This is a genomic window from Hyalangium sp. (assembly GCF_045802625.1).
Lineage (GTDB): Bacteria > Myxococcota > Myxococcia > Myxococcales > Myxococcaceae > Hyalangium.
Genome location: NZ_JBJMQP010000188.1, coordinates 1 through 21776 on the forward strand (window position 1 = coordinate 1; position 21776 = coordinate 21776).

The 21776-nt window shown below is 67.1% G+C and carries 17 protein-coding genes; 8 read left to right on the forward strand and 9 right to left on the reverse strand.

What is annotated here, in order from left to right; all coding sequences use genetic code 11:
- From ACJ8AT_RS31440 to ACJ8AT_RS31450, 3 genes are all read left to right on the forward strand, one after another.
- The coding region (locus ACJ8AT_RS31440) for a CHAT domain-containing protein (RefSeq protein WP_407741630.1) at positions 1 to 205 on the forward strand (205 nt) is incomplete at its 5' end.
- Between the two features lie 350 nt (positions 206 to 555).
- Positions 556 to 3339, forward strand: coding sequence for a CHAT domain-containing tetratricopeptide repeat protein (locus ACJ8AT_RS31445; protein WP_407741631.1), 2784 nt, complete (start codon positions 556 to 558; stop codon positions 3337 to 3339).
- Positions 3340 to 3461: 122 nt separating this feature from the next.
- Positions 3462 to 6536 (forward strand): tetratricopeptide repeat protein, encoded by a 3075-nt coding sequence (locus tag ACJ8AT_RS31450; protein WP_407741632.1) that lies wholly within the window; start codon positions 3462 to 3464, stop codon positions 6534 to 6536.
- 5 nt (positions 6537 to 6541) lie between these two features.
- Here ACJ8AT_RS31450 and ACJ8AT_RS31455 read toward each other — a convergent pair whose 3' ends face one another.
- The 4 genes from ACJ8AT_RS31455 to ACJ8AT_RS31470 form a co-directional block, all read right to left on the reverse strand.
- Positions 6542 to 6916: a hypothetical protein gene (locus ACJ8AT_RS31455; RefSeq protein ID WP_407741633.1), complete on the reverse strand. Its 375-nt coding sequence runs from the start codon at positions 6914 to 6916 to the stop codon at positions 6542 to 6544.
- A 168-nt stretch (positions 6917 to 7084) separates the two neighbouring features.
- The gene (locus tag ACJ8AT_RS31460; RefSeq protein ID WP_407741634.1) at positions 7085 to 7876 is read right to left on the reverse strand and encodes an ABC transporter permease; all 792 of its coding nucleotides are present in this window, start codon (positions 7874 to 7876) and stop codon (positions 7085 to 7087) included.
- Between the two features lie 4 nt (positions 7877 to 7880).
- The gene (locus ACJ8AT_RS31465) at positions 7881 to 8684 is read right to left on the reverse strand and encodes an ABC transporter permease (protein WP_407741635.1); all 804 of its coding nucleotides are present in this window, start codon (positions 8682 to 8684) and stop codon (positions 7881 to 7883) included.
- The gene (locus ACJ8AT_RS31470) at positions 8681 to 9688 is read right to left on the reverse strand and encodes an ATP-binding cassette domain-containing protein (protein WP_407741636.1); all 1008 of its coding nucleotides are present in this window, start codon (positions 9686 to 9688) and stop codon (positions 8681 to 8683) included. Before ACJ8AT_RS31470 ends, ACJ8AT_RS31465 begins: the two co-directional genes overlap by 4 nt.
- Positions 9689 to 9749: 61 nt before the next feature.
- Between ACJ8AT_RS31470 and ACJ8AT_RS31475 the strand changes: the two genes are divergently transcribed.
- A complete protein-coding gene (locus ACJ8AT_RS31475) occupies positions 9750 to 10922 on the forward strand; it encodes a small ribosomal subunit Rsm22 family protein (protein WP_407741637.1) in 1173 nt (390 codons plus the stop codon).
- A gap of 4 nt (positions 10923 to 10926) precedes the next feature.
- Here ACJ8AT_RS31475 and ACJ8AT_RS31480 read toward each other — a convergent pair whose 3' ends face one another.
- The gene (locus ACJ8AT_RS31480; RefSeq protein WP_407741638.1) at positions 10927 to 12591 is read right to left on the reverse strand and encodes a glycoside hydrolase domain-containing protein; all 1665 of its coding nucleotides are present in this window, start codon (positions 12589 to 12591) and stop codon (positions 10927 to 10929) included.
- A gap of 299 nt (positions 12592 to 12890) precedes the next feature.
- On the reverse strand, positions 12891 to 13583 hold the full coding sequence (locus tag ACJ8AT_RS31485) for a DUF6766 family protein (RefSeq protein ID WP_407741639.1): 693 nt from the start codon (positions 13581 to 13583) through the stop codon (positions 12891 to 12893).
- A 141-nt stretch (positions 13584 to 13724) separates the two neighbouring features.
- On the opposite strand from ACJ8AT_RS31485, the gene pip reads away from it, so the two are divergent.
- From pip to ACJ8AT_RS31500, 3 genes are all read left to right on the forward strand, one after another.
- Positions 13725 to 14684 (forward strand): prolyl aminopeptidase, encoded by a 960-nt coding sequence (pip, locus tag ACJ8AT_RS31490; RefSeq protein ID WP_407741640.1) that lies wholly within the window; start codon positions 13725 to 13727, stop codon positions 14682 to 14684.
- Between the two features lie 15 nt (positions 14685 to 14699).
- Positions 14700 to 15074, forward strand: a complete 375-nt coding sequence (locus tag ACJ8AT_RS31495) for a hypothetical protein (protein WP_407741641.1) — start codon at positions 14700 to 14702, stop codon at positions 15072 to 15074.
- A 90-nt stretch (positions 15075 to 15164) separates the two neighbouring features.
- Positions 15165 to 16649 carry a protein kinase domain-containing protein gene (locus ACJ8AT_RS31500; RefSeq protein WP_407741642.1) on the forward strand — a complete coding sequence of 495 codons (1485 nt, stop codon included), beginning with the start codon at positions 15165 to 15167 and terminating at the stop codon, positions 16647 to 16649.
- Positions 16650 to 16791: 142 nt separating this feature from the next.
- Here the strand turns inward: ACJ8AT_RS31500 and ACJ8AT_RS31505 are convergent, their stop codons facing one another.
- Genes ACJ8AT_RS31505 through ACJ8AT_RS31515 form a run of 3 tightly spaced genes read right to left on the reverse strand, consistent with a single transcriptional unit; the run spans position 16792 to position 19173 of the window.
- The gene (locus ACJ8AT_RS31505) at positions 16792 to 17544 is read right to left on the reverse strand and encodes an immunity 52 family protein (protein WP_407741643.1); all 753 of its coding nucleotides are present in this window, start codon (positions 17542 to 17544) and stop codon (positions 16792 to 16794) included.
- 14 nt (positions 17545 to 17558) lie between these two features.
- Positions 17559 to 18995, reverse strand: a complete 1437-nt coding sequence (locus ACJ8AT_RS31510; protein WP_407741644.1) for a Tox-REase-5 domain-containing protein — start codon at positions 18993 to 18995, stop codon at positions 17559 to 17561.
- Between the two features lie 49 nt (positions 18996 to 19044).
- A complete protein-coding gene (locus tag ACJ8AT_RS31515; protein ID WP_407741645.1) occupies positions 19045 to 19173 on the reverse strand; it encodes a hypothetical protein in 129 nt (42 codons plus the stop codon).
- A gap of 68 nt (positions 19174 to 19241) precedes the next feature.
- On the opposite strand from ACJ8AT_RS31515, the gene ACJ8AT_RS31520 reads away from it, so the two are divergent.
- Complete coding sequence (locus ACJ8AT_RS31520; RefSeq protein WP_407741646.1) at positions 19242 to 21545, forward strand: metallophosphoesterase family protein; 2304 nt, start codon at positions 19242 to 19244, stop codon at positions 21543 to 21545.
- The last annotated feature ends 231 nt before the right edge of the window (positions 21546 to 21776 follow it).

A 21776-nucleotide genomic window follows, 5' to 3' on the forward strand; every position in this document is an offset into this window, starting at 1 on the left:
CGACCAGACGACGAGCGCGCTGATGGAGGCCTACTACCGCAACCTCTTGGCGGGCCAAGGGCGCGCCACCGCGCTGCGCGAGGCCATGCGCACGCTGCGTACTACCCGGCCCCACCCCCACTACTGGGCCCCCTTCATTGCCCTGGGCAGTGACGCGCCTCTGCGCTCGCTCACACCAAGCTCCCCGCCCGCTGCGCGCCCGTAGCGCCCTGGACAACGCGCCCGCGCTCCCAGCGAAGCACGGGCGCTTCCGGAGGCGGTGGGCCCCGGACCGTGGACTCGAATTCCTCCGGCGGCGCCCCCCCGGTCCGCCGCCTCCGGCACTCGTGTGCATACCCTCCCTCGACTCACGCCCCCTCGCTCGCAAAGAGCTCCACCGCCTCCGGCATGGAGAGCCGGTGACTCGGAAAATGATGCAGAAAATCCGCACGGGCGGGCCCGCCCAACGCCTGGGTATGCCGCGCTGGGGGCGCCGGGAGACTGATTCAGAAAAGCTGATGAGCGCTCAATCTTCCTTATGCTTCTGGAGCATCAGCTTGGGTTCCAGGGGGAGAGATGACGCGGGTTCTCATGGGGGTGATGGTCGCCTTCGTCCTCTGCTGCGCGGAGGAGGCGGTGGCCGACGGGGAGGAAACCAGCAAACCGTTGCAAGAAGCCCAAGCCGCTTACGACCAAGCAGTGACGCTGTATGAGGCGGGCCGGTACGGCGCCGCCCTGACGCGAGGAGAGCAGGCGCTCGCGCTCGCGGAAGAGGTGCTCGACGGCAGCGGCGATCCCGCGGTGGCCAACGCGCTGGATCTGCTGGGCATTCTTCACTGCATCCAAGGGGAGCCGGCCCTGGCCGAGCCGCTCCATCAGCGGGCGCTCGCGATCCGCGAGGAGGTGCTCGGCAAGAATGATCCCGATGTGGCCTCCTCGCTCAACAACCTGGCCAATCTCTATTACGCCCAGGCGTCGTACGCGCGAGCCGAGCCGCTCTACCTGCGCGCGCTCTCGATCCGCGAGGAGGTGCTCGGCCCGAAACACCCCGACGTGGCCGCCTCGCTCAACAACCTGGCCAACCTCTATTACGCCCAGGGAACGCCGACTCGGGCCGAGCCGCTGCTCCAGCGCGCGCTCGTGATCTGGCAAGAAGCCCTGGGCAAGACCGATCCCCACGTCGCCCAGGCGCTCAACAATCTGGGAAACCTCGCCTACTCGCAGGGCTTGTACAGCCGAGCCGAGCAGCTCTACCTGCGCGCGCTCACCAACCGGGAGGAGGCGCTGGGCAAGGACCACCCCGACGTGGCCGCCTCGCTCAACAACCTCGCCAGCCTCTATGACGCCCAGGGGCTGTACGCGCGGGCCGAGCCGCTGCTTCAGCGCGCGCGGCTCATCCGGGAAGCGGCCTTCAGCAAGGACCACCCCAGCATGGTCCCCACGCTCAACAACCTCGTCCGGTTCCACCTGGCCCAGCATCGGCTCGCGGACGCCGTGTCGCTCTTCACCCAGTCCTTCTCCATCTCCGAGCGGCGGCTGCGGCAGGAGGGGCTCTACCTCTCCGAGGCCCGCCTCACCCGCTTCCTGGAGCAGCTGCGCAGCGACGAGGAGCTCCTCTATTCGCTGGTGCGCGCCCACCCGGAGAACGAGGACGTGCGGCGCCTGGCCCTGAGCGTGGTGCTCCTGCTCAAGGGGCGCTCCGCCGGAGAGCTGGCCAACACCTCCCATACCCTCTACCACCGGCTCGGCCCCGTGGACCGCACCCTCTTCGAGCAGCTGCGAGCGCTGCGCACCCAGCTGGCCACGCTGGTCCTCCAAGGCCCCAGTTCCCAGAACCTGGCGGACTATCAACAGCGCATTGACGCGCTCGCCTCTCAGGACGAGGCGCTCGAGGCTGATCTGGCCCAGCGCTCCGCTCCCTTGCGCGCGCTCACGGCGCTGCCGGCGCTCTCCAGGATCGTCCATCAGGTCGCCGCGGCCCTGCCCCAGGACGCCGCCCTCGTGGAGTTCATCGCCTATACGGAGCGCTCGCTCGTGGTGAAGCCTGGCACCCCCGCGTCAGACGTCCCCCACGAGCAGCGCTACCTGGCGCTGGTGCTCCTGCCCCATGGCCACATCCGGGCGGTGGACCTCGGGCCTGCGGACCCCATCGACCGCGCTGCCTTGGGGCTGCGTGATGCCCTGGCTCGCCAAGACGCCGCCTACCAGGAGCGCGCTCAGGCCCTCTATCAACTCGCCTTCCAGGCGCTGCGGCCGCTGCTCGGCGACACTCATCGCCTCTTCCTCTCGCCCGATGGTCAGCTCGGCCTGGTGCCCTTCGCCGCCCTGTACGACGGGAAGCAATTCCTCATCGACGCCTACGACTTCATCTATCTCACCTCGGGCAAGGATCTGCTGCCGCGGCCCCCGGAGAAGGCTCCCCACGGCGGGGTGGTCGTCCTGGCGGATCCCAAGTTCAGCTCCCCCTTCTCAACGCCTCCCGCCTCCTCGGGGCGCGCGCTGCCGTTGGCCATGCGCTCTGCTTCCCTCGAGGACGTGTTTTTGGGGCTGCGCTCGGATGGAGCGGAGCGCCCCTGGGTGCCCCTGCCCGGCACCCGCAAGGAGGCGGAGTCCATTCAGCGCCTGCTGCCCAGCGCCCAGCTCTACCTCGGAGCCGAGGCCACCAAGCAGCGCCTGATGCAGTTGCCCACTCCCGCCGTCCTCCACATCGCCACCCACGGCTTCTTCCTCGAGGATGCTCCTGCCCCCGAGGACTCCCGCGCCGTCGGCCACTTCGGGGCCCTGGACGAGAGCACTTCCGCCCATCGCACGCCCGATCCCCTGCTTCGCTCCGGGCTGATCCTCGCGGGGACGCAAGCCCAGGCCTGGCCCCCGGCGGGCGCCGCCTCGTCCCGGCTCGACAGCTCCCTGGTGACGGCGCTGGAGGTGGCAGGGCTGGATCTCTGGGGCACCCAGCTGGTGGTGCTCTCCGCGTGTGACACCGGCCGCGGCGATGTGAAGCTCGGCGAGGGTGTCTACGGGCTGCGCCGGGCCTTCGTGGTGGCCGGAGCCGAGACGGTGGTGATGAGCCTGTGGCAGGTGGAGGACCAGACGACGAGCACGCTGATGGAGGCCTACTACCGCAACCTGCTGGCCGGGCAGGGCCGCGCCACGGCGATGAGAGAGGCGATGCGAGCGTTACGTCAGTCTTTGCCCCATCCTCACTATTGGGCGCCCTTCATCGTCCTGGGCCGCGACGCTCCCCTGCGCGCCCTGGCTCCCAGTCCCCAGAAGCTCCCGGGCCAGCAGCCCCCAATTCCCTTCAAACAGTTGCGGGCCCTCATGAATGCACACCCGGTGGAGCTCCCGCGCAGTCCCTAGCAGGCCAGGGTACCCTTTCGTACCCAGGGAGTACGAGAAACCACCCTACCTGATAAGTTGCCCGCATGCCCTCGCATCCACGGACCCGGGGCCAGCCCTCTCTTGAGGACCCAAAGGAAGACATGCGGAAGATGCTCGGATGGATCGCGGTAGCAGTCCTGTGCTGTGCAACCAGCGTGGCGGCCGGGGAGACGCCGCCGGACGCGCGGTTACAAGAGGCGCAGAAAGCCTATGACGAGGCGAAGACGCTCGATAAGGCGGGCAAGTACGCCGAGGCCGTGGCACCCGCTGAACATGCACTCGCGCTGCGCGAGGCGATTCTCGGGGGCACGGCCCCCCAAGTCGCCCAATGTCTGGACTTGCTCGGGAAGTTACTCCGGCTTCAGAAGGACTTTGATCGAGCCGAGCCGCTGCTTCAACGCGGGCTTGCCCTTCGAGAGGCGGCCCTCGGTCAGAACCATCCCGACGTCGCCGATTCTCTCAACAACCTCGCCAATCTCTACAATGATCTGGGGAGGTATGACCGGGCCGAGCCGCTCTTCCAGCGCGCGCTGGCCATTCGGGAGGCGGCCCTGGGCAAGGACCACCTCTCCGTCGCCCAATCGCTCAACAACCTGGCCAATCTCTACTACTCCCAAGGGATGTACGGCCAGGCCGAGCCACTCCACCAGCGTGCGCTCGCCATTTTCGAAGCGGCCCTCGGCGAGAATCACCCCTTCGTCGCCAACTCGCGCAACAACCTCGCCTCCATCTATTACTCCCAAGGGCAGTACGGCCGGGCCGAGCCGCTCTACCAACGCGCGCTCACCATTTTCGAGGCCGCCTTCGGCAAGAATCATCCCTCCGTCGCCGGTTCGCTCTGCAACCTTGCCAACCTCTATCAGGACCAGGGCTTGTATGGCCAAGCTGAGCCGCTCTACCAGCGCGCGCTCGCCATCCGGGAAGAGACCCTCGGCAAGAACCACCCCGACGTCGCCGCGGCGCTCAACAACCTCGCCCTCCTCTACGAGGAGCAGGGGCTGTACAGCCGGGCCGAGCCGCTCTACCTGCGCGCGCTCACCATCTTGGAAGAGTCCGTCGGCAAGAACCATCCCGACGTCGCCCAGGCGCTCAACAACCTCGCCCTCCTCTACATGCGCCAAGGCATGTACGGTCAGGCCGAGCCGCTCTACCAGCGCGCGCTCGCCATTCGGGAAGCAGCCCTGGGCAAGAACCACCCCGGCGTGGCCCAATCGCTCAGCAACCTCGCAGTTCTTGGCTGGAATCAGGGGTTGTACAGCCAGTCCGAGCCGCTCCACGAGCGCGCGCTCGCCATCTTCGAAGCGGCCTTGGGCAAGAACCATCCGAGCGTCGCCGAATCGCTCAACAGCCTCGGCTTGCTCAAACTGGCCCAACATCGCCTCGGCGCGGCCGTCCCGCTGTTCACGCGCGCCTTCGGCATCTCCGAGCAGCGCCTGCGCCACGAGGCGCTCGACTTCTCCGAGTCGCGCCTGGCCCGCTTCCTCCAGTTCCTGCGCGGAGATGAGGAGCTCCTGTATGCGTTGCTGCGCGCGCATCCGGACAACGCCAGCGTGAGGCACCTGGCCCTGAGCGCCTCGCTGCTCCTCAAGGGCCGCTCCGTGGAGGAGACGGCCGACATCTCCCGGACTGTCTACCGGAGCCTGGGGCCCCAGGAGCACGACGCCTTCGATCGGTTGCGCGGGCTGCGCACCCAGTTGGCCAAGCTCTCGCTCCAAGGCCCGGGCTCGCTCAAACCGGCAGACTACCAACACCAACTCCAAGAGCTCACCGAGCAGGGTGACGCCCTCGAGGCGGATCTGGCTAGGCGCTCCGCTCCCCTGCGCGCGCTGTCCACGCTGCCGTCTCCCGCGGACATTGTGGAGCGTGTCGCCCAGACCCTGCCCAAGGATGGCGCCCTCGTCGAGTTCATCTCCTATGAGGACCGCCCGCTGGTGTCCAAGGGCACACCCCAGGCACAGTCACGCTACCTGGCGCTGGTGCTCTTTCCGGACGCCACCACGCGCGCCTTGGATCTGGGCCCCGCCGAGCCCATGAACTCGGCCGCCGCGAGCCTGCGGGCCGCGCTGGCCAACCAGGACGCCGCCTTCCAGGCCCACGCCCAGGCCCTGTACCGGCTCGCGTTCCGGCCTTTGCTTCCGCTCTTGGGAAAGACCCGCCGCCTGTTCCTCTCACCGGACGGCCAGCTGGCCCTGGTGCCCTTCGCCGCACTTCACGACGGCCACCAGTTCCTCGTGGAGACTTTCGACTTCACCTACCTCACCTCCGGCAAGGATCTGTTGCCTCGCCCCCAGGAGATCGCCCCCGCTGCCTCCGTGGTCGTCCTCGCTGACCCGGATTTCAACGCTTCGCTCCCGCCGCCCGCTCCCTCCGCTGAGCAGGCTTCCGCGCACGCCGAGCGCTCTGCCTCCGTTGAGCATTTGTTCTCTTCACTGCGCGAGAATCCGGCGTACCGAGCCTGGGCCACCGTCCCCCTGCCGGGCACCCGCAAGGAAGCCGAGGCCATTCAGCGGCTGCTTCCCCAGGCCCAGCTCTTCCTGGGCACAGAGGCCACCAAGCAGCGGTTGCTGCACCTGCTCACTCCCGGCGTCCTCCACCTGGCCACCCATGGCTTCTTCCTGGAGGACGCTCCCGCGCCCGAGGGCTCCCGTGGAATCGCCCACTTCGGGGCGCTGGGCGACGACCCTGCCGCCTCGCGTCCCCCGGATCCCCTGCTGCGCTCCGGCCTGCTGCTGGCCGGGGCCAGCGCGCTGACGACCTCCAGTTCCAACTCCGCCCAGCCCTCGCCCGACAGCGCCCTGGTGACGGCCTTGGAGCTGGCGGGCCTCGACCTGTGGGGCACCCAGTTGGTGGTGCTGTCCGCCTGTGACACCGGCCGAGGCGACGTGAAGACGGGCCAGGGCGTCTATGGCCTGCGCCGGGCCTTCATCGTCGCCGGAGCGGAGACGGTGGTGATGAGTCTGTGGAAGGTGGAGGACCAGACGACGAGCACACTGATGGAGGCCTACTACCGCAACCTCTTAGCGGGCCAGGGCCGCGCCGCGGCGATGCGCGAGGCCATGCGCGCGCTCCGGCAGACTCAGTCCCACCCCCACTACTGGGCACCCTTCATCGTCCTGGGCCGAGACACTCCGCTCCGGGGGCTCACGCCCAGCCCCCAGGGGCCACCGGAGAAGTAGCCAGCTCAGGGGTGGCGCACGCGCGTGTAGCTCACCTTCCCGTTCTCGAAGTACACGCGCACGTGCCAGTAGCAGTCCTGGGCGCAGCGCGGCTCGGCGCAGTACAGGCGCCAGGACAGCGTCACCATCGGGTCGGTGTGCTCCACGGCCTGCGAGCACGGCTCACCGGCACAGGCCTGCACCTCGGCCTCCGTGCGTCCCTGGAGGTCCGGACTCGTCAGGCAGCTGGCGACCGGGACGTACTCGGGCGGGATGAAGCGGCCCGACTCGACTCCCTCGGCCCCCGTCGTCCCGGAGCCGGTGGACTCGGGCTCGGTCCCCTCGGAGGGGCCACACGCGGACAGCGCCAGCAGAGCAATCACCACGACTCGCGAACTCATCGACACCCTCCCGGCCCCTCCCAGCAGTTGCGGATGCGAACGCAGATGGGGGCGCCGCTGCACCAGCGGTGGGAGTGAGATGGGTATTGGTCGGAATCCCCGGAAGTCGGATTTCGCGCCGGATGTCCGTCGCCGGACAGACCCGTGCTCCCGGAGGGAGGCGGGCCTTCAGCTGCTCGCGGAGGTGTAGTGGCCGATGGAGCGCAGCCACACGCGGCGAGAGATGAAGGCGAACACGAGCGAGCCCACCACCGCCGTCGCCAGCGCCGTGGGCGGCAGCCTCCCGAGCATCGCCTGCGCCGGGAACGTCGTCATCAGCGCCAGGGGGATGATGAAGGTGAAGACGAAGGCCAGCGCTCCCTTGAAGACCGCCGAGGGCCAGCGCGCCGCGTCGAAGATCGACTGGAAGAAGTAGGTGAGGTTGTCCACCTTCACCACGAAGAACGCGGCGCTCACCGTGAGGATCCACATCGAGTACAGCAGCAGCGTGCTCGTGCCCAGCAGCACCACCGAGGCGAACAGCCCCGGGATGGACGGCCCGTACCCCAGCAGGTGGAAGGCGTAGGCGAAGATGGCGATGCCCGTGAGCACGTTGGTGGCGCGCCACGGCTCGAAGCCCGTGGTGGACACCAGGAACTGCGCGTCCGCCGGCTTGAGCAGCACGAAGTCCAGCGTGCCCTTGCGGATGTGCTCCACCACGCTGTTGAGGCTGGGCGTAATCGCGCCCTCCAGCACGCCCTGCAGCAGCGTGAACCAGCCCACCACCAGCAGCGCCTCGCCGAAGCTCCAGCCGGCAATGGCCTTGCGCTCGCCGTAGACGACGAAGAGCGGCGCCAGGGCGGTGAACGTCCAGAACAGGGAGATGAGGCCCTCCACCAGGAAGTCACCCCGGTACTGCAGCGCCAGCAGGCTGGCGGACCGCAGCTGCACCCCGAGCAGTCTCAGATAGCGTCGCAGCATCCCCCTACCCTCCATACGCCGCGAAGCGCCGCAGGCCTCGCCGCCACAGGGTGACCGAGAGCGCTCCCAGCACCCCCACCCAGAGCCACTGGCGCCCCACGAGCGTCAGCGCCTCCTGCCACTCGTGCCGGCCCGTCATGAGCTCCACCGGCAGGCCAATCTGGTAGCGGAAGGGCAGCCAGTCCGCGACCGTGTGCAGCCACGGGGGGGCGATGGCCACCGGGAACATGTACCCGGAGAAGACGAAGAACAGCACCAGCCAGATGTCCATCACCTTCTGGCTGCTCTCCATGAAGAGCGCCATCGTCCCGATGCACACGTTGGCCAGGAAGGTGATGAGCCAGCCGCCCAGCAGCGCCACCCCCAGCAGCAGCCAGCCCCACCAGTGCTGGGGCACGGCCCCAGGCCCCACCAGCAGCACCGAGATGACCGCCACCGGCACCGCGACCATGACGCGCATGGGCACCGCGCCCAGGTTCTCGGCCGCGTAGGACCACAGCGGCGAGATGGGCCGCAGCAGGCGCATGGCCAGCGTGCCCTGGCGCACCTCGAAGTTGATCTGCCAGGCCGCCCATGCCCCGGTGAGCTGGCGCACCACGAACGTCCCCAGGAAGTAGCCGACGAAGCCCTGCGTGCCGTAGCCGCCCACCGGCGCGTCCCGAGCCACCGCCGTCCACAGCGCCATCATGATGAACGGCATGGTGGTGGACAGCACCCAGACGAGCAGTTCGGCCCGGTAGGCGAGCGCCTCGGAGAACCCCACGCGCAGCAGCGTGGGCAGCGCGCGGAGGGTGATGCGCAGGCTCACGAGCCCACCTCGCTGGCCGCGGCGGCCCTGCGGGCCTTGTTCTCGGAGAACAGCTCGCTCATCACCTCCTCGAGCGGCGCGTTCTCCACCGTCAGGTCCGTCACCGGCAGGCTCGCCAGCGCGCGGCTGATGGTGGCGCTCAGCGCCTCCGGAGGCACCTGGAGCACCGCCTCGGTGGCCTCGTGCGTCACCACCCGCCCCAGCGGAGTCAGCCGCGCGGCCTCCACCGGCTCCTTCAGCCGGAACGCCACGCGCTTCTCGGGCCGCACCCGCTGCACCAGCGCCTCCAGCCCTCCGTCGTACGTCAGCTGGCCCTTGTCGATGACGATGATGCGCGGGCACAGCGCCGCCACGTCGTCCATGTAGTGGCTGGTGAGGATGAGCGTGGCGCCGTACCGCTCGTTGTACGCCTTGATGAACGAGCGCATGGTGGCCTGCATCGACACGTCCAGGCCGATGGTGGGCTCGTCCAGGAACAAGAGCTTCGGCCGGTGGATGAGCGCCGCCGCCAGCTCGCACTTCATCCGCTCGCCCAGCGAGAGCTGCCGCGTCGGCTTCTGGATGAGCTCCTCCAGCTCCAGCAGCGCCACCAGCTCATCCAGCGTCTGCTTGAACTGCTCGCGGGGCACGTCGTAGATGGCGCGGTTGAGCTCGAACGTCTCCGCCGGAGGCAAGTCCCAGAGCAGCTGCTGCTTCTGCCCCATGACGAGCATGATCTTCTTCAGGAAGGCCGCCTCGCGGTGGCGCGGGACATGGCCGTCCACCGACACCTCGCCCTCGGAGGGGTGCAAGAGCCCGGAGAGCACCTTGAGCGTCGTCGTCTTCCCCGCGCCGTTGGGCCCCAGGAACCCCACCCGCTCGCCCGGACGGATCTCGAACGAAATGCCGTCCACCGCCTTCACGGTGGTGTAGTTGCGGTGGAAGAGCGAACGGAAGGCGGCCTGGAGGCCGGGCGGGCGCTTGTGGACTTTGTAGTGCTTGCGCAGCCCTCGAACGGAAATCATGTGGGACAGGGTTTAACGCGGTCGCCCCTCGGAGGCGACCCCTCGTTTGGAGCCAATGTCGATGGCCGACGCCTATAGCAAGGATCTCGAGCGGTGGATTCCGCGGCTCATCGCCGTCTGGAGACAGGCCCGCCGCAAGGGCGATGGGCCGGAGACACGCCTCACCCCCCAGGAAATCAAAGAGGTGGGCGCGGGGGTGAAGCAGCTGTCGCTCGGGCTCACCCGGGAGCGGCAGCTCGCCGGCGCCCGGTACATGGATGACCCGAAGCTGCTCGGGGCCTACCTGCTCTTCTACTGGCCGGTGTCCTATGCCCAGGCGCGTCAAGCGCTCGGGGAGCTGCCCCACCGTCCCCGCCAGGTGCTGGACCTGGGCAGTGGGCCGGGTCCGCTCGCCTTCGCCGCGCTGGACGCGGGGGCCGCCGAGGTGACGGCCGCGGACCGGAGCAAGCCAGCGCTGACGCTCGCCCGTGCGCTCGCAGCCGAGGCAGGCGAGGCGCTCGCCACCCGAGAGTGGGACCCCACTCGCAAGGCGGCGCCTCCCGAGGGCCAGTTTGATCTCATCACCCTGGGCCATGTCCTCAACGAGCTGTATGGGACGGGAGACGGCGCCATCGGCCCTCGGGCGGCGCTGCTGGAGCAGGTGCTGGCCCAGGTGAAGAAGGGCGGCAGCCTGCTGGTGCTGGAGCCGGCGCTCCGGGAAACCTCTCGCGCGCTGCTCAAGGTCCGGGACGTGCTGGTGGGCAAGGGCTACGGGGTGCGCGCCCCGTGCATGTTCCGAGGCAACTGCCCCGCGCTGCTGAAGGAGAGCGACTGGTGCCACGCGGAGCGCCCCTGGCCCATGCCGCGCGTGGTGGAGGAGCTGGCGCGGGCGGCGGGGCTCCACAAGGAGTCCCTGAAGATGAGCTACCTGATGTTGGCGCCCCAGGGTGAGGCCTGGCCGGAGCTGCCCCAGGGCCGGCTGTTCCGCATCGTCTCCGAGCCGCTCGAGGGCAAGGGCCGCCAGCGCTACATCGGCTGTGGCCCCGAGGGCCGCGTGGGGCTGGCGCTCCAGGAGAAGCACCGCACGGAGAAGAACGAGCGCTTCTTCAAGCTCCACCGCGGAGACGTCATCGCCGTCACCGAGACGGAGCCCAAGGGAGATGGGTTCGCGCTGGATGACCGCTCGGAGGTGAAGATGGTCGCCCACGCGGGCAAGGGCGTCCCTCCGCCCTCGGCCGAGCAGGGCCCCACCTGAGCCCTCAGCCCCCCTCGGGAGGAACGTCGAAGTCCTCGGGGCACGGCACACCCATCGAGGGAGCATTCTTGATGGGCTGCACGGGGCCGGTGAGCTCCAGGTAGCGGTGGATGAGGCACAGGCGGGCCTCCTCGAAGAGCGCCCCGTCATCCGGGACGAGCCACGCCACGGGCAGGACCCGGCGCGCCACCCTCTGCGCGTAGTCCGGATCTCCCGCGTCGCTCACGGCCTTGAGCCACTCGTAGTCCTGGAGCCCCAGGCGGATGAGCTTCAGGCGCAGGGACGGCACGGGGATCTGCGTGGTCCCTCCAATGGCCGCTGGCGTCCCCGGGTAGAAGAGCGTGCCGTCCCCGTTGCCGAAGTACAGGTATTGGTCCGTCCACGCCGTGTCGAGCCGCGCCACCGTCTGGTAGTAGAGCTCGCCAGTGGCGCCCTCCAGGAAGGACAACCACTGCATGGCGCGGGCCTTCGTGGCGGCACGGTCGATCATGTACGAGGGCCAGCCCTGTCCCGGCCGATTCTCCGGCACCGACACGCCGACGCACCCATGGCTCTCACAGCTCTGATACAGCCAGAGCTCCCGGTTCGGACGCGAGAGGAACTCCTCATAGCGCGGCCGCTGATCACCGCCGTAGGGAGGCGGCCGGTCGATGTGGTTGACCAGCACGGCGATGATGTCGATCACCTCCTCCAGCTGCTGGGACGAGAGCACGTCGATATTGGAGGCGAGCAGGGTCCGCAGCTCGGGTGCCGCCTGCCGCGTCCGGGCCGCCCGTTGCCGCACCTGATCGAAGGAGGCCCAGTACGGCGGCTCGTCCCCCACATAGTCGAAGGCGCGGGGCAACCAGCCCCTGGCGCGGCTCTCCTGCGCGAAGTTCGTGATGGCCTGGACGCTGAACGGGCCCATGAACTTCCAGGCAGTCACGTGCGCTCCGGGCAGGCGCAGGGTCGCGGTGCCATCGAGGAACGGTCCCCAGAGCATCTCGAAGGTCGTCCAGTTCTGCAGCTCCCAGTTGATGTGATCCGACAGGTTCGGAAAGCCTCCGGCCAGGGAGATGCGGTGCTCGAGCCCCAACCGGTGGAAGAGCGGGAGCAGCTGCGCCAGCGTGCGCTCGTCGCAATCCAGCCTTCCGGTATAGGCCTGGCAGACATATTGAGGCCCCAGGAAGAACGCCGTCTTCATCGAGGGAGTGCTCGGCATGAGCGCATCCACGACGGTGAGGTGGATCCTCAGGTCCACGGTCAAGCCGTCCTGCGTCGTCACGAGGATCACCCCCCGGTAGTCGCCCACGCTCGCGTCCTCCGGGACGTGCACGTCCACCCAGAGGGCCCGGGCCTCGCCCGGAGGGACGGCGAAGGGGAAGGCGCTGCGCTGCTCGCCGGTGAACTCATCGACATCCGGGATCAGCCCGTCTGGCCAGCGCCCCTTCGTCATCAGATCCACCCCGGAGGGCCGCTTGATGTCGAGGAGGGCCTCCCGATAGAGCGTGATGTCCTTGCTCAAGATGATGTCCGGGCCCTGGAGATCCGTCAGGCTCACCTTGGCGACCTTCCAGCCTGTCTGCCCTCCGTGGAAGGCCACCTGGAAGGAGACGAACTCGTTGCGCCCGGCGAAGAGGAACAGCTCGCGCTCGGAGCCCGGCGCGGTCTCGGGCCGGATCTTCACCATCGGACTCTCCGCCCAGACCGGAGGGCCGTTCCACGGCAGCAGCACATCCGGCTCCGGTGCAGCCCCCGCGGGAGAATCCTCCGAGGAAGGAGCCTCCGCGCTGGGAGAGCAGAAACAAGCCATGGCTGCCAGAGCCAGCAGCAGCCACTCTCTCCACGACGGCTGGCGCGAACGAGCCTTCATGAAGTCACGTTAGGAATGGATCGATACGCTTGCGCCTCGCCCTGCCGTCGCGGGGGTCAGGTTGACGCGAGACAGTCTCCCAGCATCTTGTCCACCGCGCCTCCCCTTGGGGATTCTCAGCCTCCTCCTGTCTCCCGGTGGGGCGCGTGAACCGGCTTCGACTCCGACGAGCCCTTCTGGCGCAGAAAGATGGAGAGGATGACGAGCACTCCCACGGAGAGGAACTCGCTCTGCCAGTTCTGGAAGGACTCGAACCAGAACTGGGAGCCCGTCACGTACTGCCAGAACGTCACCGCCTGCTGGCCGTGCTGGAGCTGCTCCTCGTTGTAGAGCTTCACTCCGCCCAGCGCGTGCATGGCGAACGAGAAGAAGAACAGGCCGAAGAGCGCCAGCGTGAGCGAGTTCGAATAGAGCTTGAGCGCCAGCCCCCCCCGGTGCACCGGGCCGGGCGAGTCCGGGCGGGCGTTCGCCCGAGGGTCCTTGTCCACCCCGTTCTCCTGCGAGAACTTCTTCGACTGGTCCGCGCCCTTCTGCTTGAAGAAGATGGAGAGGAGGACGAAGGCGCCCATCTGGAGAAACTCACTCTCCCAGTTCTCGAACGTCGCCTCGATGAACGCGCCCGACTCCAGGTACGCACCCAGGCCCTGGGGGGGTTGCCCGTGCTCGCGCCGGTCCTCGTTGCGCGAGTGCAACCCCGTCAGGATCTGCCCCACCCAGCACACCAGGAACAGGCTCAGCATCACGATGGACAGCCCGTTCTCGTGAAAGAACTTCCGGAGCCGCCCCTGCTGCTGTCGCTGGGAAGTCAATCGGGTCGCACTCATGACGGATGAGATGTTCACTCCCACGAGCAAGAACAGCGGGGTCCTCACCGTCCGGACGCAGGGCAGGCAGGCAGGCGCCAGCGCTTTGCTAGGGTGTGGAGCCTCCTCTCGTCATACGAACCGCTCATGCCCTCCACCGCGCTCCGCTCGCTCTATCCTCCCATCGAGCCCTTCAACACCGGCCGCCTCCGCGTGTCCGCCCTCCATGAGGTGTACTTCGAGGAGAGCGGCAACCCGAAGGGCAAGCCCGTGGTGTTCGTCCATGGCGGGCCGGGCAGTGGCACGGATGCCAGGCAGCGCCAGTTCTTCGATCCGGCCGCGTACCGCATCGTCCTGTTCGACCAGCGCGGCTGCGGCAAGAGCACGCCCCACGCCAGCGTGGAGGAGAACACCACCTGGCACCTCGTGGAGGACATGGAGACGCTGCGCCGCCACCTGGGCCTCGAGCGGTGGATGGTGTTTGGCGGCTCGTGGGGCAGCACGCTCGCGCTGGCCTACGCGCAGAAGCACCCGGAGCGCGTCACCGAGCTGGTGCTGCGAGGCATCTTCCTGCTGCGCCAGCAGGAGATCCGCTGGTTCTACCAGCACGGCGCGCACACCTTCTTCCCGGATGCGTGGGAGGACTTCCTGGCGCCCATCCCTCCCGAGGAGCACGGCGATCTGCTGCACGCGTACCACCGGCGGCTGATGGGCGAGGACGCGCGGGTGCGCCAGGAGGCGGCGCGGGCCTGGAGCATCTGGGAGGCACGCACCAGCTATCTGCTGCCCGACCCGGAGCTCATCTCGCACTACGGTGAGGACGAGTACTCGCTCGCCTTCGCGCGCATCGAGTGCCACTACTTCGTCCACCGCGCCTTCTTCCGCAGCGACACCCAGCTCCTGGAGGACGTGCCGCGCATCCGCCACATCCCCGCCGTCATCGTCCAGGGCCGCTACGACATCCCCTGCCCCATCGAGAGCGCCTGGGCGCTGCACAAGGCCTGGCCAGAGGCCGCGCTGAGGATCATCCCGGATGCAGGGCACTCGGCCTACGAGCCAGGCACCACCTCCGCGCTCGTGGAGGCCACCGACACGTTCCGCCGGTGATATGAGGAGCTCGCGATGAAGCAGGCCCAGCGCTCCAGATCCCGTGGACTCATCCTGGCGTTGAGCGCCAGCTTCGTGTTCCACGCGCTGCTGGCCCTGTTCCTGCTCCGCGCGCCGCCTCCACCTCCAGCGCCCGAGCACAGCGCCGTGCCGCTGGAGATCATCATCACCGAGACCACCCGCCCTCAGGCGCAGACACCGCCGCCGGAGGAGGTGCTCGGCTCGGATCCGACCCTGGTGAGCCTCTGGGAGCTGGAGCTGCTCCACGGGTACAACACCGAGTTCCGCGACACCTCCACGAACTTCTCGGAGGCGCTCGCCCTCGCCTCGAACGCCGCGAGCAGCGGCCCCTCGTGGTTCAAGCACCTGCGCTTCGCCGGCTCGCGCTAACAGCCTCGCCGAGAGTTTGCCACGCCCCTGCCGTAGCATGGGGGCGCCCTCACCCCGACGAGGCTCCCGATGGAGAGAGCACCCCCTTCCATGCTGCACCCCGCAATGCTGCCTCCGGGCACGGTGGTGGGCTCCTGGCGCGTGGTGGCCTGGGCCGGACGCGGTGGCTGCGGCGCCGTGTACCGCGCCGTGCCCAAGCACTCCGAGCTGGCGCCTCCTGTCGCGCTCAAGATGGCGCTGATACCGGGAGATCCGCGCTTCGCTCGCGAGGTGGAGCTGCTCTCCCGTATGCGCCATCCGAGCATTCCTCGCCTCTGGGACTCCGGGGAGTGGCACCACCCCAGCGGCGCCCTCTACCCCTTCTTGGTGATGGAGTGGGTGGACGGCGTGCCTCTGTATGAATGGGCCCGGATGACTCCGGCCACCTCCACGCAGGTGCCGCGCCTGCTGACCCAGCTCGCGCGGGCGCTCCAGGCCGTGCACGCTCGAGCCGCCGTCCACCGAGACGTTAAAGGTGACAACATCCTGGTGCGCCGCTCCGATGGCCGTGCCGTGCTCACCGACTTCGGCTCGGGCATCTACCCGGACACCGCCACGCTCACTCCCCCTGCCATGTACCCGGGCACTCCGGCCTACCGCTCCCCGGAGTCCTGGCTCTTCGAGCTTCAGTTCTCACGAGACGCTTCGGCCCGCTATGCCGCAGGGCCGGCGGATGATCTCTACGCGCTCGGCGTCACCGCCTGCCGCCTGATGACAGGCAAGTACCCCGAGCTCCCAGAACCTCGGAAGGATGAGCACGGACTCTGGCGGTTGGACTGCGTGCTCGCTCCCGCCGAGCTGCGGGACGTTGAACCGGGGCTGGGCGCATTGATTCTGCGCCTGCTCTCGGTACGCCCGCGGGAGCGCGGCACGGCGGCGCAGTTGGCTGAGGCGCTCGAACAGGCCCAAGCGCACGCTCGTGCGGAGAGCCCTCCACGAAGCATCGCGGAGGTAGCGCCTGCGGCACGGCCCTCCGAGCCGTCCTCTGTCTCCCCTGCGCCCAGCGCTCCTCTGCACTCTCCTCTCCGCGGGGCCTCCGCGGGACGGGCCAGTGCTGCCGCTCGCGCGAGACCCTGGCGGCCTTGGTTGGTGCCAACCGCCGCGAGCCTGATTCTGGCCACGTGGGTGTGGTGGCTGTCTCCCGGCAAGCCCGTGGCGCCATCCTCCCCTGAACAGCCACGCGTGACGGGAGCCGAGCAGCCGGATGCTGGCACTGCCGGGCTCGCGGAGGCCTTGGCATCCGCCTCCACGAATTCAGCTCCTGGGCTCCAGGCCCCGGAGGCGATGGCGGAGGACACACCTCCCGAACCCGAGGAAGAGCAAGCGCGGCCCGATGCGAAGGGGCGATGCCCTCACAAGCGGCAGGTGGCCCTCAATGGAGCTTGCTGGCTGGAGCTTTCACTCACTGGCCAGGAATGTGAGGACAGTGGAGGCCACATGTTCAAACGCACCTGCTACGTACCTGTCATCCCTGCTGGACGTAAACACACCCCCACCTCCAGCCCCTCACACAAGCGACACCCTGCGCCCCGGTAGGTTCCTGGGGATAGCCTCAGCGGTGCCGTGTGAAAACAGGTACTTGGAGAGCAATGAGGCGCTCCTAACCGGTTAGGAGCGGTGAGGTGGGGGGGCGCTCCTAACCGGTTAGGAGCGGTGAGGTGGGGGCGCTCCTAACCGGTCAGGACCGGTGGGGAGTTCCTGAAGGCCAAGGCTGTAACGGCCGCAGCAGGCCGGCGCGGTTCAGCAGCTCGTGGACGCGAGCAGCCAGCGCGACGTGCTCCGGGTTGGAGGCGGTGAACCTGTCGGGGGTGAGGATGACGAGGGTGCCCCGGTCCTCCACTGGCTCGATGCGCACGGGGGCTGGCAGTGGGGGCACCGCGCCTCGCAGGCGTGAGAAGTACATCACCCAGCCCACGAAGGTACCTGCGGGGATGACCTGCGGCGCCAACATCTCCAAGTGCTGGTACGAGGTCGCCACGCCCCACTCCGGGTCCCAGGCCAAGGCCATGGCGCGCAACACTTCGACCATCACGGGAGCGGTCAGTACCCGTTCTCCAATAGGCCCCTCATCGCAAGGCTTGAGCACACAACAGGAAGAAAGCCACTGGTTTGCGGAGCCGCAGCCTCCGTCCACACTGGACGCTTCCTCGATGGTGTCACCAGTCCATAGCCCGAAAGTGAAGCCATCACCGATCCGGTTCTCTTTCCTTCCGAACAGCTTCTGGAAGTTCGCCGCGTCCGTCGTGAACCGGAGTTTGCGTGCCTCTTCGAGTTCGAAGGAGTCTGCTGTCTCATACCAGCGAGTCCACGCCGGGTCGCAACGCCCCAAGAGGTGGAAGAAGCGCTCCGCACGACGTGCGCAAGCCTCAGCGGATTCGGGCCGGGAACTCCAGTAGGAGCCAGCGTAGTAGGTCTCGTAGGTCTCTATCATCGAGCTACTCCTCCTCATCGGGAAGGAGGAACATGAACAACCTCGATCCTGAGATTGTTGAATGCGAACATCTTCTTGAGTGCCCCAGCGAGCTTCTCTTCGGCAACGATCCACCGAATGGGCCTTCCCTGGGCGACTCCGAGCTGGCGCTTTGCCTGATCCAGCAGCTTGAGGCGACCTTTGAAGTTCGGCAGAAAGTCCAACTTCCGGGTGACCCACTGCTCGTAGCCGGGGCCCTTGACCTCGAGCAGAACCCCCTGGTCAAAGCCATCGAAGTCCACCTCCTCGTCACCTTGTTTCACGCGGTAGGCGTAGCCCTTGGGTGCTCCAGTCACTTGGGCTTGATAGTTCCGAGAGTTCTCGGACATGTACTCATCTGCCTCGACCCATTCACCCGGGCCACCGGAGCTGGGCGGAGCAACCTTCGCGTCAGCCTCGCCGCCGGAGTTGCCGCGCGCAGTCATGGCCACGGCCCCCGGAGCCAACGCCACGGTGACGCCCTCGGCATCCATCGCCACCGACTCCACCTGGGACAGGGCCGACGCCGAATAGCGGAGGTTCAGTTGCACCTCGGCCACCACGCTCGCCTGTCCTGCACCCGGCAGTGTCGGCATCTCCGCTGCCATGCCCGCCGCGGTGTTACCCACCGCCAGCGTCGCCAGCATCACCAGCGCCTTGGTCCCCTTGTCCCCCATTACCTGGGCGAACTTCAGCCCCTCGGTCCGGATCTCTTCGAACGTGGTGGCTCGATCCACCTGCTCTACCAGCTCGCGCCACCCATCGATGAGCTTCCACACCAGGTCCCAGCCCAGGTAGGCCACCAAGCCCACTGTCATCAGCGCCGCCACACCCTTGCTGATGGGCTCGGGCAACAGCCACAGCATGAGGTACACGGTGATCGCGCTGGTGAGGGTGGCAGCCACGGCCTCGGGGTTCACCATGCGCCCGAAGGCTTGCTTCATCTCTCCGAGCACCGCGCCCTGGGCGATGGCCATGGCCAGGGCGTACTTGCCGTCGCCGTCCAGCACGGGGCTGTCCACCAACAGGTGCAGGCAATCCCGTGCGGGCGGTCCCCAGGCCCGGCCACACCAAAGGAGATACAGGCGGTTCAACTCCGCCTCGGCGGGCGAGAGTTCCCACTTCAACTCGCCCTGCGCTCCGAGCGGCACCACCCTCCGGCTCTTGCGCTCATAGTGATACCAGCCACTGCGCTCGGGCACTCCGAAGAGCCGCCGAGCCAACTCCAAGGACCGCTCGGGAGTGGGCACGCTGCGCGCGTGCTTCGGGATGGCCTGCTGGAACTCTTCGTCGCCCACCTGGATGGGCTCTACCTCGGCACGCGCGACGTGGACGCGAGGCTCCCCTTGGCCCGTGTCCAGCCGAACCCGCTGCCTGCTCCCGCTACAACCCACCAACAACGCGAACAGCACCACCAACGCCCAACGTGGCATCTAGAGCCTCCTGGCCATGCCACCCGCTCGCCGGGAGCATCATCCGGGATTACAGGTGGGCCAGCGCACGCCCGTCAATGACGGGGTGGCATCCATAGTCCTTGGGTGCGGAGACCGTACAGCCCCAGAGCAGGATCCGAGTCGAGTTGTACAACGAGAAGACGGCGGTCGACTTCATGGGCGTTCCGCTGGCCGAAGTGAATGCTCGGTGTGGGATGCGCACACCATGAATGGTAGGTTGGGCGTGTGACCGCACTCAACTGGCTCCACCTCACCGACTGGCACATAGGGCAGAAAGACGATGGGCTCTGGCCCAACGTGAAGGATCTCCTCCTAAAAGATCTGCGCAAGCTGGCGCGGGCACAGAAGGAGATTCACGGCGAACCGTGGGACGTCGTGCTCTTCACCGGGGACTTGGCGTTCAGCGGCAAGGAGTCTCAGTACCAGCAAGCCTCAGTGGAGTTGGAGAACATCTGGAAGGTCTTCCGAGAAGAATGGCCTGATGCCAATGCGCCCATACTCCTCTCCGTGCCTGGTAACCATGACCTTGACCGCAGCAAGGCAGAGGAAACAGTTGGCGCCATGCGGGACTCGGACGACCTGCGAAGGGCTCTCTTTGAGGGCAAGCAGCAACGGGTGGCCGACGTGGAAGGACCGTTCACAGAGTACACGAAGTGGTGGGAGCGATGCCCCCTGCGCCCCCAGAGTGGCTTGCAAAAGGGACTCTTGCCAGGAGAGTTTTCCTACGTCCTGGAGAAGGAAGGGCTCCGCTTTGGCTTCGTGGGACTCAACACCGCCTTCTTGGACGTGGATGACAAGTCTGAGAAGCGACTGTGGCTAGATGTCAAGCAACTCCACAAGGCGTGCGGCGGCTCAGCCCCGGACTTCTTGAATGAGAGTACTCTCGCCTTCCTGCTCACCCATCATCCACCGGATTGGTTGAGCTCCGAAGCTCTCAGCCATTACCAAGGGGACATGGCAGTAGGAGAGCGCTTTGTCGCACACATCTGCGGCCATCTCCACGAGGCCTTCGCACAAGAGCATAGGCGGGGTTTTGGCAAGGAGCAGCGCCTCCTGCAAGGGGTCTCGCTATTCGGTCTGGAGAAACTACCAGGCAAGGATGTTAGTCGGAAGCATGGCTACACCGCCGGGAGAATGTCCGTTGACAACAACGGACAGTCGTATCTCACGCTCTGGCCACGCTTGGCAGTCAAACTGCAGGACAATAGCTGGCGGCTGACGGCAGACTACACGTACGAGTTGGAGAATGACCTTTCGCACACTCCTCCTAGGCTATTGGATCGTCGCATTCAGAGGCACACGAGTGTGGAGAAAGCCATCGAAACAAGCCCGGGGACTCCCGAGACGAAACTGCGGACTTGGCGTGCAGCAGTTGAGGACGCAGTCATCTGGAATGCCGCGAATGCCCAAGCGGAGTCCCTGAAACCCTTACGTCAACTTGCAGGAGAGATGGCGCAGGTCTGCTGGAACGCGTGGGCCGAGGCCGAAGCGGCCATCCCCGAGGACCCGTGGCGAGACGAACAGTACCCACTACGGGTCCTTGCACAGCTTGAGCGTTTTATAGGCAATCAGAACGGCTCTTTGAGCCCCAGCGAGGCACTCATCCTAGTCACCGCCCCCTTTGTGCGGGAGGGAGTACGTGCCTGTGGCGTGTGCTGGATGAAGCAGGTTGCCCCCGAGGATCTCTCCTACACAAGCGCTGCGACCGAGCCCCGCAACACCTTGGAGCAGGTCCACTTGGCTCGCCCTGACTTGGCCCGGCGTGCAGAAAGGATCGAGAGTTCCGATCGGCGGAGTCTCGTCCTCTGGATGATGCACCGCGCGCTCGACCGGCTGGGCGCTCTCTGGAAGCCTCCGCCGTGGCCCACCGGGTTGCAGCAGTTGGAGAACACCCTCGTCGGCCTCACCAAAAAACACGGAGCCACTTGGCTAACCTGGAGCCGACTGACGACCCTGGCGCGATGTATCGGTGCCGGAGTGGATCTGCTAGAGGCAGAAGGAGGACCAGTTACTGCGGCACCGGAAGAATTGCTAGAGCGTGGTGGCCGGATACGAAGCGCAGCCTTGGCATACCTGTTTTGCGCGGCAGGATGGAGTGCACTCGATCCATGCCTTGCCAGCGAGGTGGCCATCGACCATGTGGGCATCGAGCCCGGTTTCCGCGCCCAGGAGCTTCGAGAAGCATTTCGCAAGGCACGCTGGGAGCGGCATGGACAAGAAGACATTCTCTCGCTGCTGTGCCGCCAGCCTGTGGTCGATTTTGTGGTGAAGGAGTTGGTATCCCAAGCAGATGAGGTGCTCGCTCATGTGCGCCATAAGGTGGCGCGCAGCACAGGAGAGCCCCTGGCACCATTGCGTCATCTTCCTGCTCGCCTCTCAGCCACAGATGTGAAACCGGCTTCCGACCCAAGTGGCATCCCATTCTACCGCCCCCGCCATGTCCGCTTTAGGCTGGATCATGATCGAATCCGAGAGTTGTTGATGGGAGAGCAACTCTACCGGAATCCAAACCTAAGCCAGGGAAGGTAATTCCGTTCAGGGGGTAGCATGACTGCCTCCCTCTGAGGTGGGTAGCAAGAGCAGCGACAACGCTGCAACTTCGACCGCATCGAACTGACTCCATCCGAGAGGCGTGAGCTCCAACGAGCAGTGCGCGATGGCCGCCGGGGCGAGGCCCTGCGCGCTACTATCGTGCTGTGGAGTGCCCAAGGGGAGAGCGCCAACAGCATCGCCCGTGCCCTGGGAGTGACGGCCAGGACG

What these genes read in the sequence shown, in the direction of transcription:
- ACJ8AT_RS31470 (WP_407741636.1), bottom strand. Translation starts at nt 9,688, where the DNA reads ATGATTTCCGTTCGAGGGCTGCGCAAGCACTACAAAGTCCACAAGCGC.
- ACJ8AT_RS31500 (WP_407741642.1), top strand. Translation starts at nt 15,165, where the DNA reads ATGCTGCACCCCGCAATGCTGCCTCCGGGCACGGTGGTGGGCTCCTGG.
- ACJ8AT_RS31510 (WP_407741644.1), bottom strand. Translation starts at nt 18,995, where the DNA reads ATGCCACGTTGGGCGTTGGTGGTGCTGTTCGCGTTGTTGGTGGGTTGT.
- ACJ8AT_RS31495 (WP_407741641.1), top strand. Translation starts at nt 14,700, where the DNA reads ATGAAGCAGGCCCAGCGCTCCAGATCCCGTGGACTCATCCTGGCGTTG.
- ACJ8AT_RS31445 (WP_407741631.1), top strand. Translation starts at nt 556, where the DNA reads ATGACGCGGGTTCTCATGGGGGTGATGGTCGCCTTCGTCCTCTGCTGC.
- ACJ8AT_RS31455 (WP_407741633.1), bottom strand. Translation starts at nt 6,916, where the DNA reads ATGAGTTCGCGAGTCGTGGTGATTGCTCTGCTGGCGCTGTCCGCGTGT.
- pip (WP_407741640.1), top strand. Translation starts at nt 13,725, where the DNA reads ATGCCCTCCACCGCGCTCCGCTCGCTCTATCCTCCCATCGAGCCCTTC.
- ACJ8AT_RS31505 (WP_407741643.1), bottom strand. Translation starts at nt 17,544, where the DNA reads ATGATAGAGACCTACGAGACCTACTACGCTGGCTCCTACTGGAGTTCC.
- ACJ8AT_RS31475 (WP_407741637.1), top strand. Translation starts at nt 9,750, where the DNA reads ATGGCCGACGCCTATAGCAAGGATCTCGAGCGGTGGATTCCGCGGCTC.
- ACJ8AT_RS31480 (WP_407741638.1), bottom strand. Translation starts at nt 12,591, where the DNA reads ATGGTGAAGATCCGGCCCGAGACCGCGCCGGGCTCCGAGCGCGAGCTG.
- ACJ8AT_RS31450 (WP_407741632.1), top strand. Translation starts at nt 3,462, where the DNA reads ATGCGGAAGATGCTCGGATGGATCGCGGTAGCAGTCCTGTGCTGTGCA.
- ACJ8AT_RS31515 (WP_407741645.1), bottom strand. Translation starts at nt 19,173, where the DNA reads ATGAAGTCGACCGCCGTCTTCTCGTTGTACAACTCGACTCGGATCCTG.
- ACJ8AT_RS31460 (WP_407741634.1), bottom strand. Translation starts at nt 7,876, where the DNA reads ATGCTGCGACGCTATCTGAGACTGCTCGGGGTGCAGCTGCGGTCCGCC.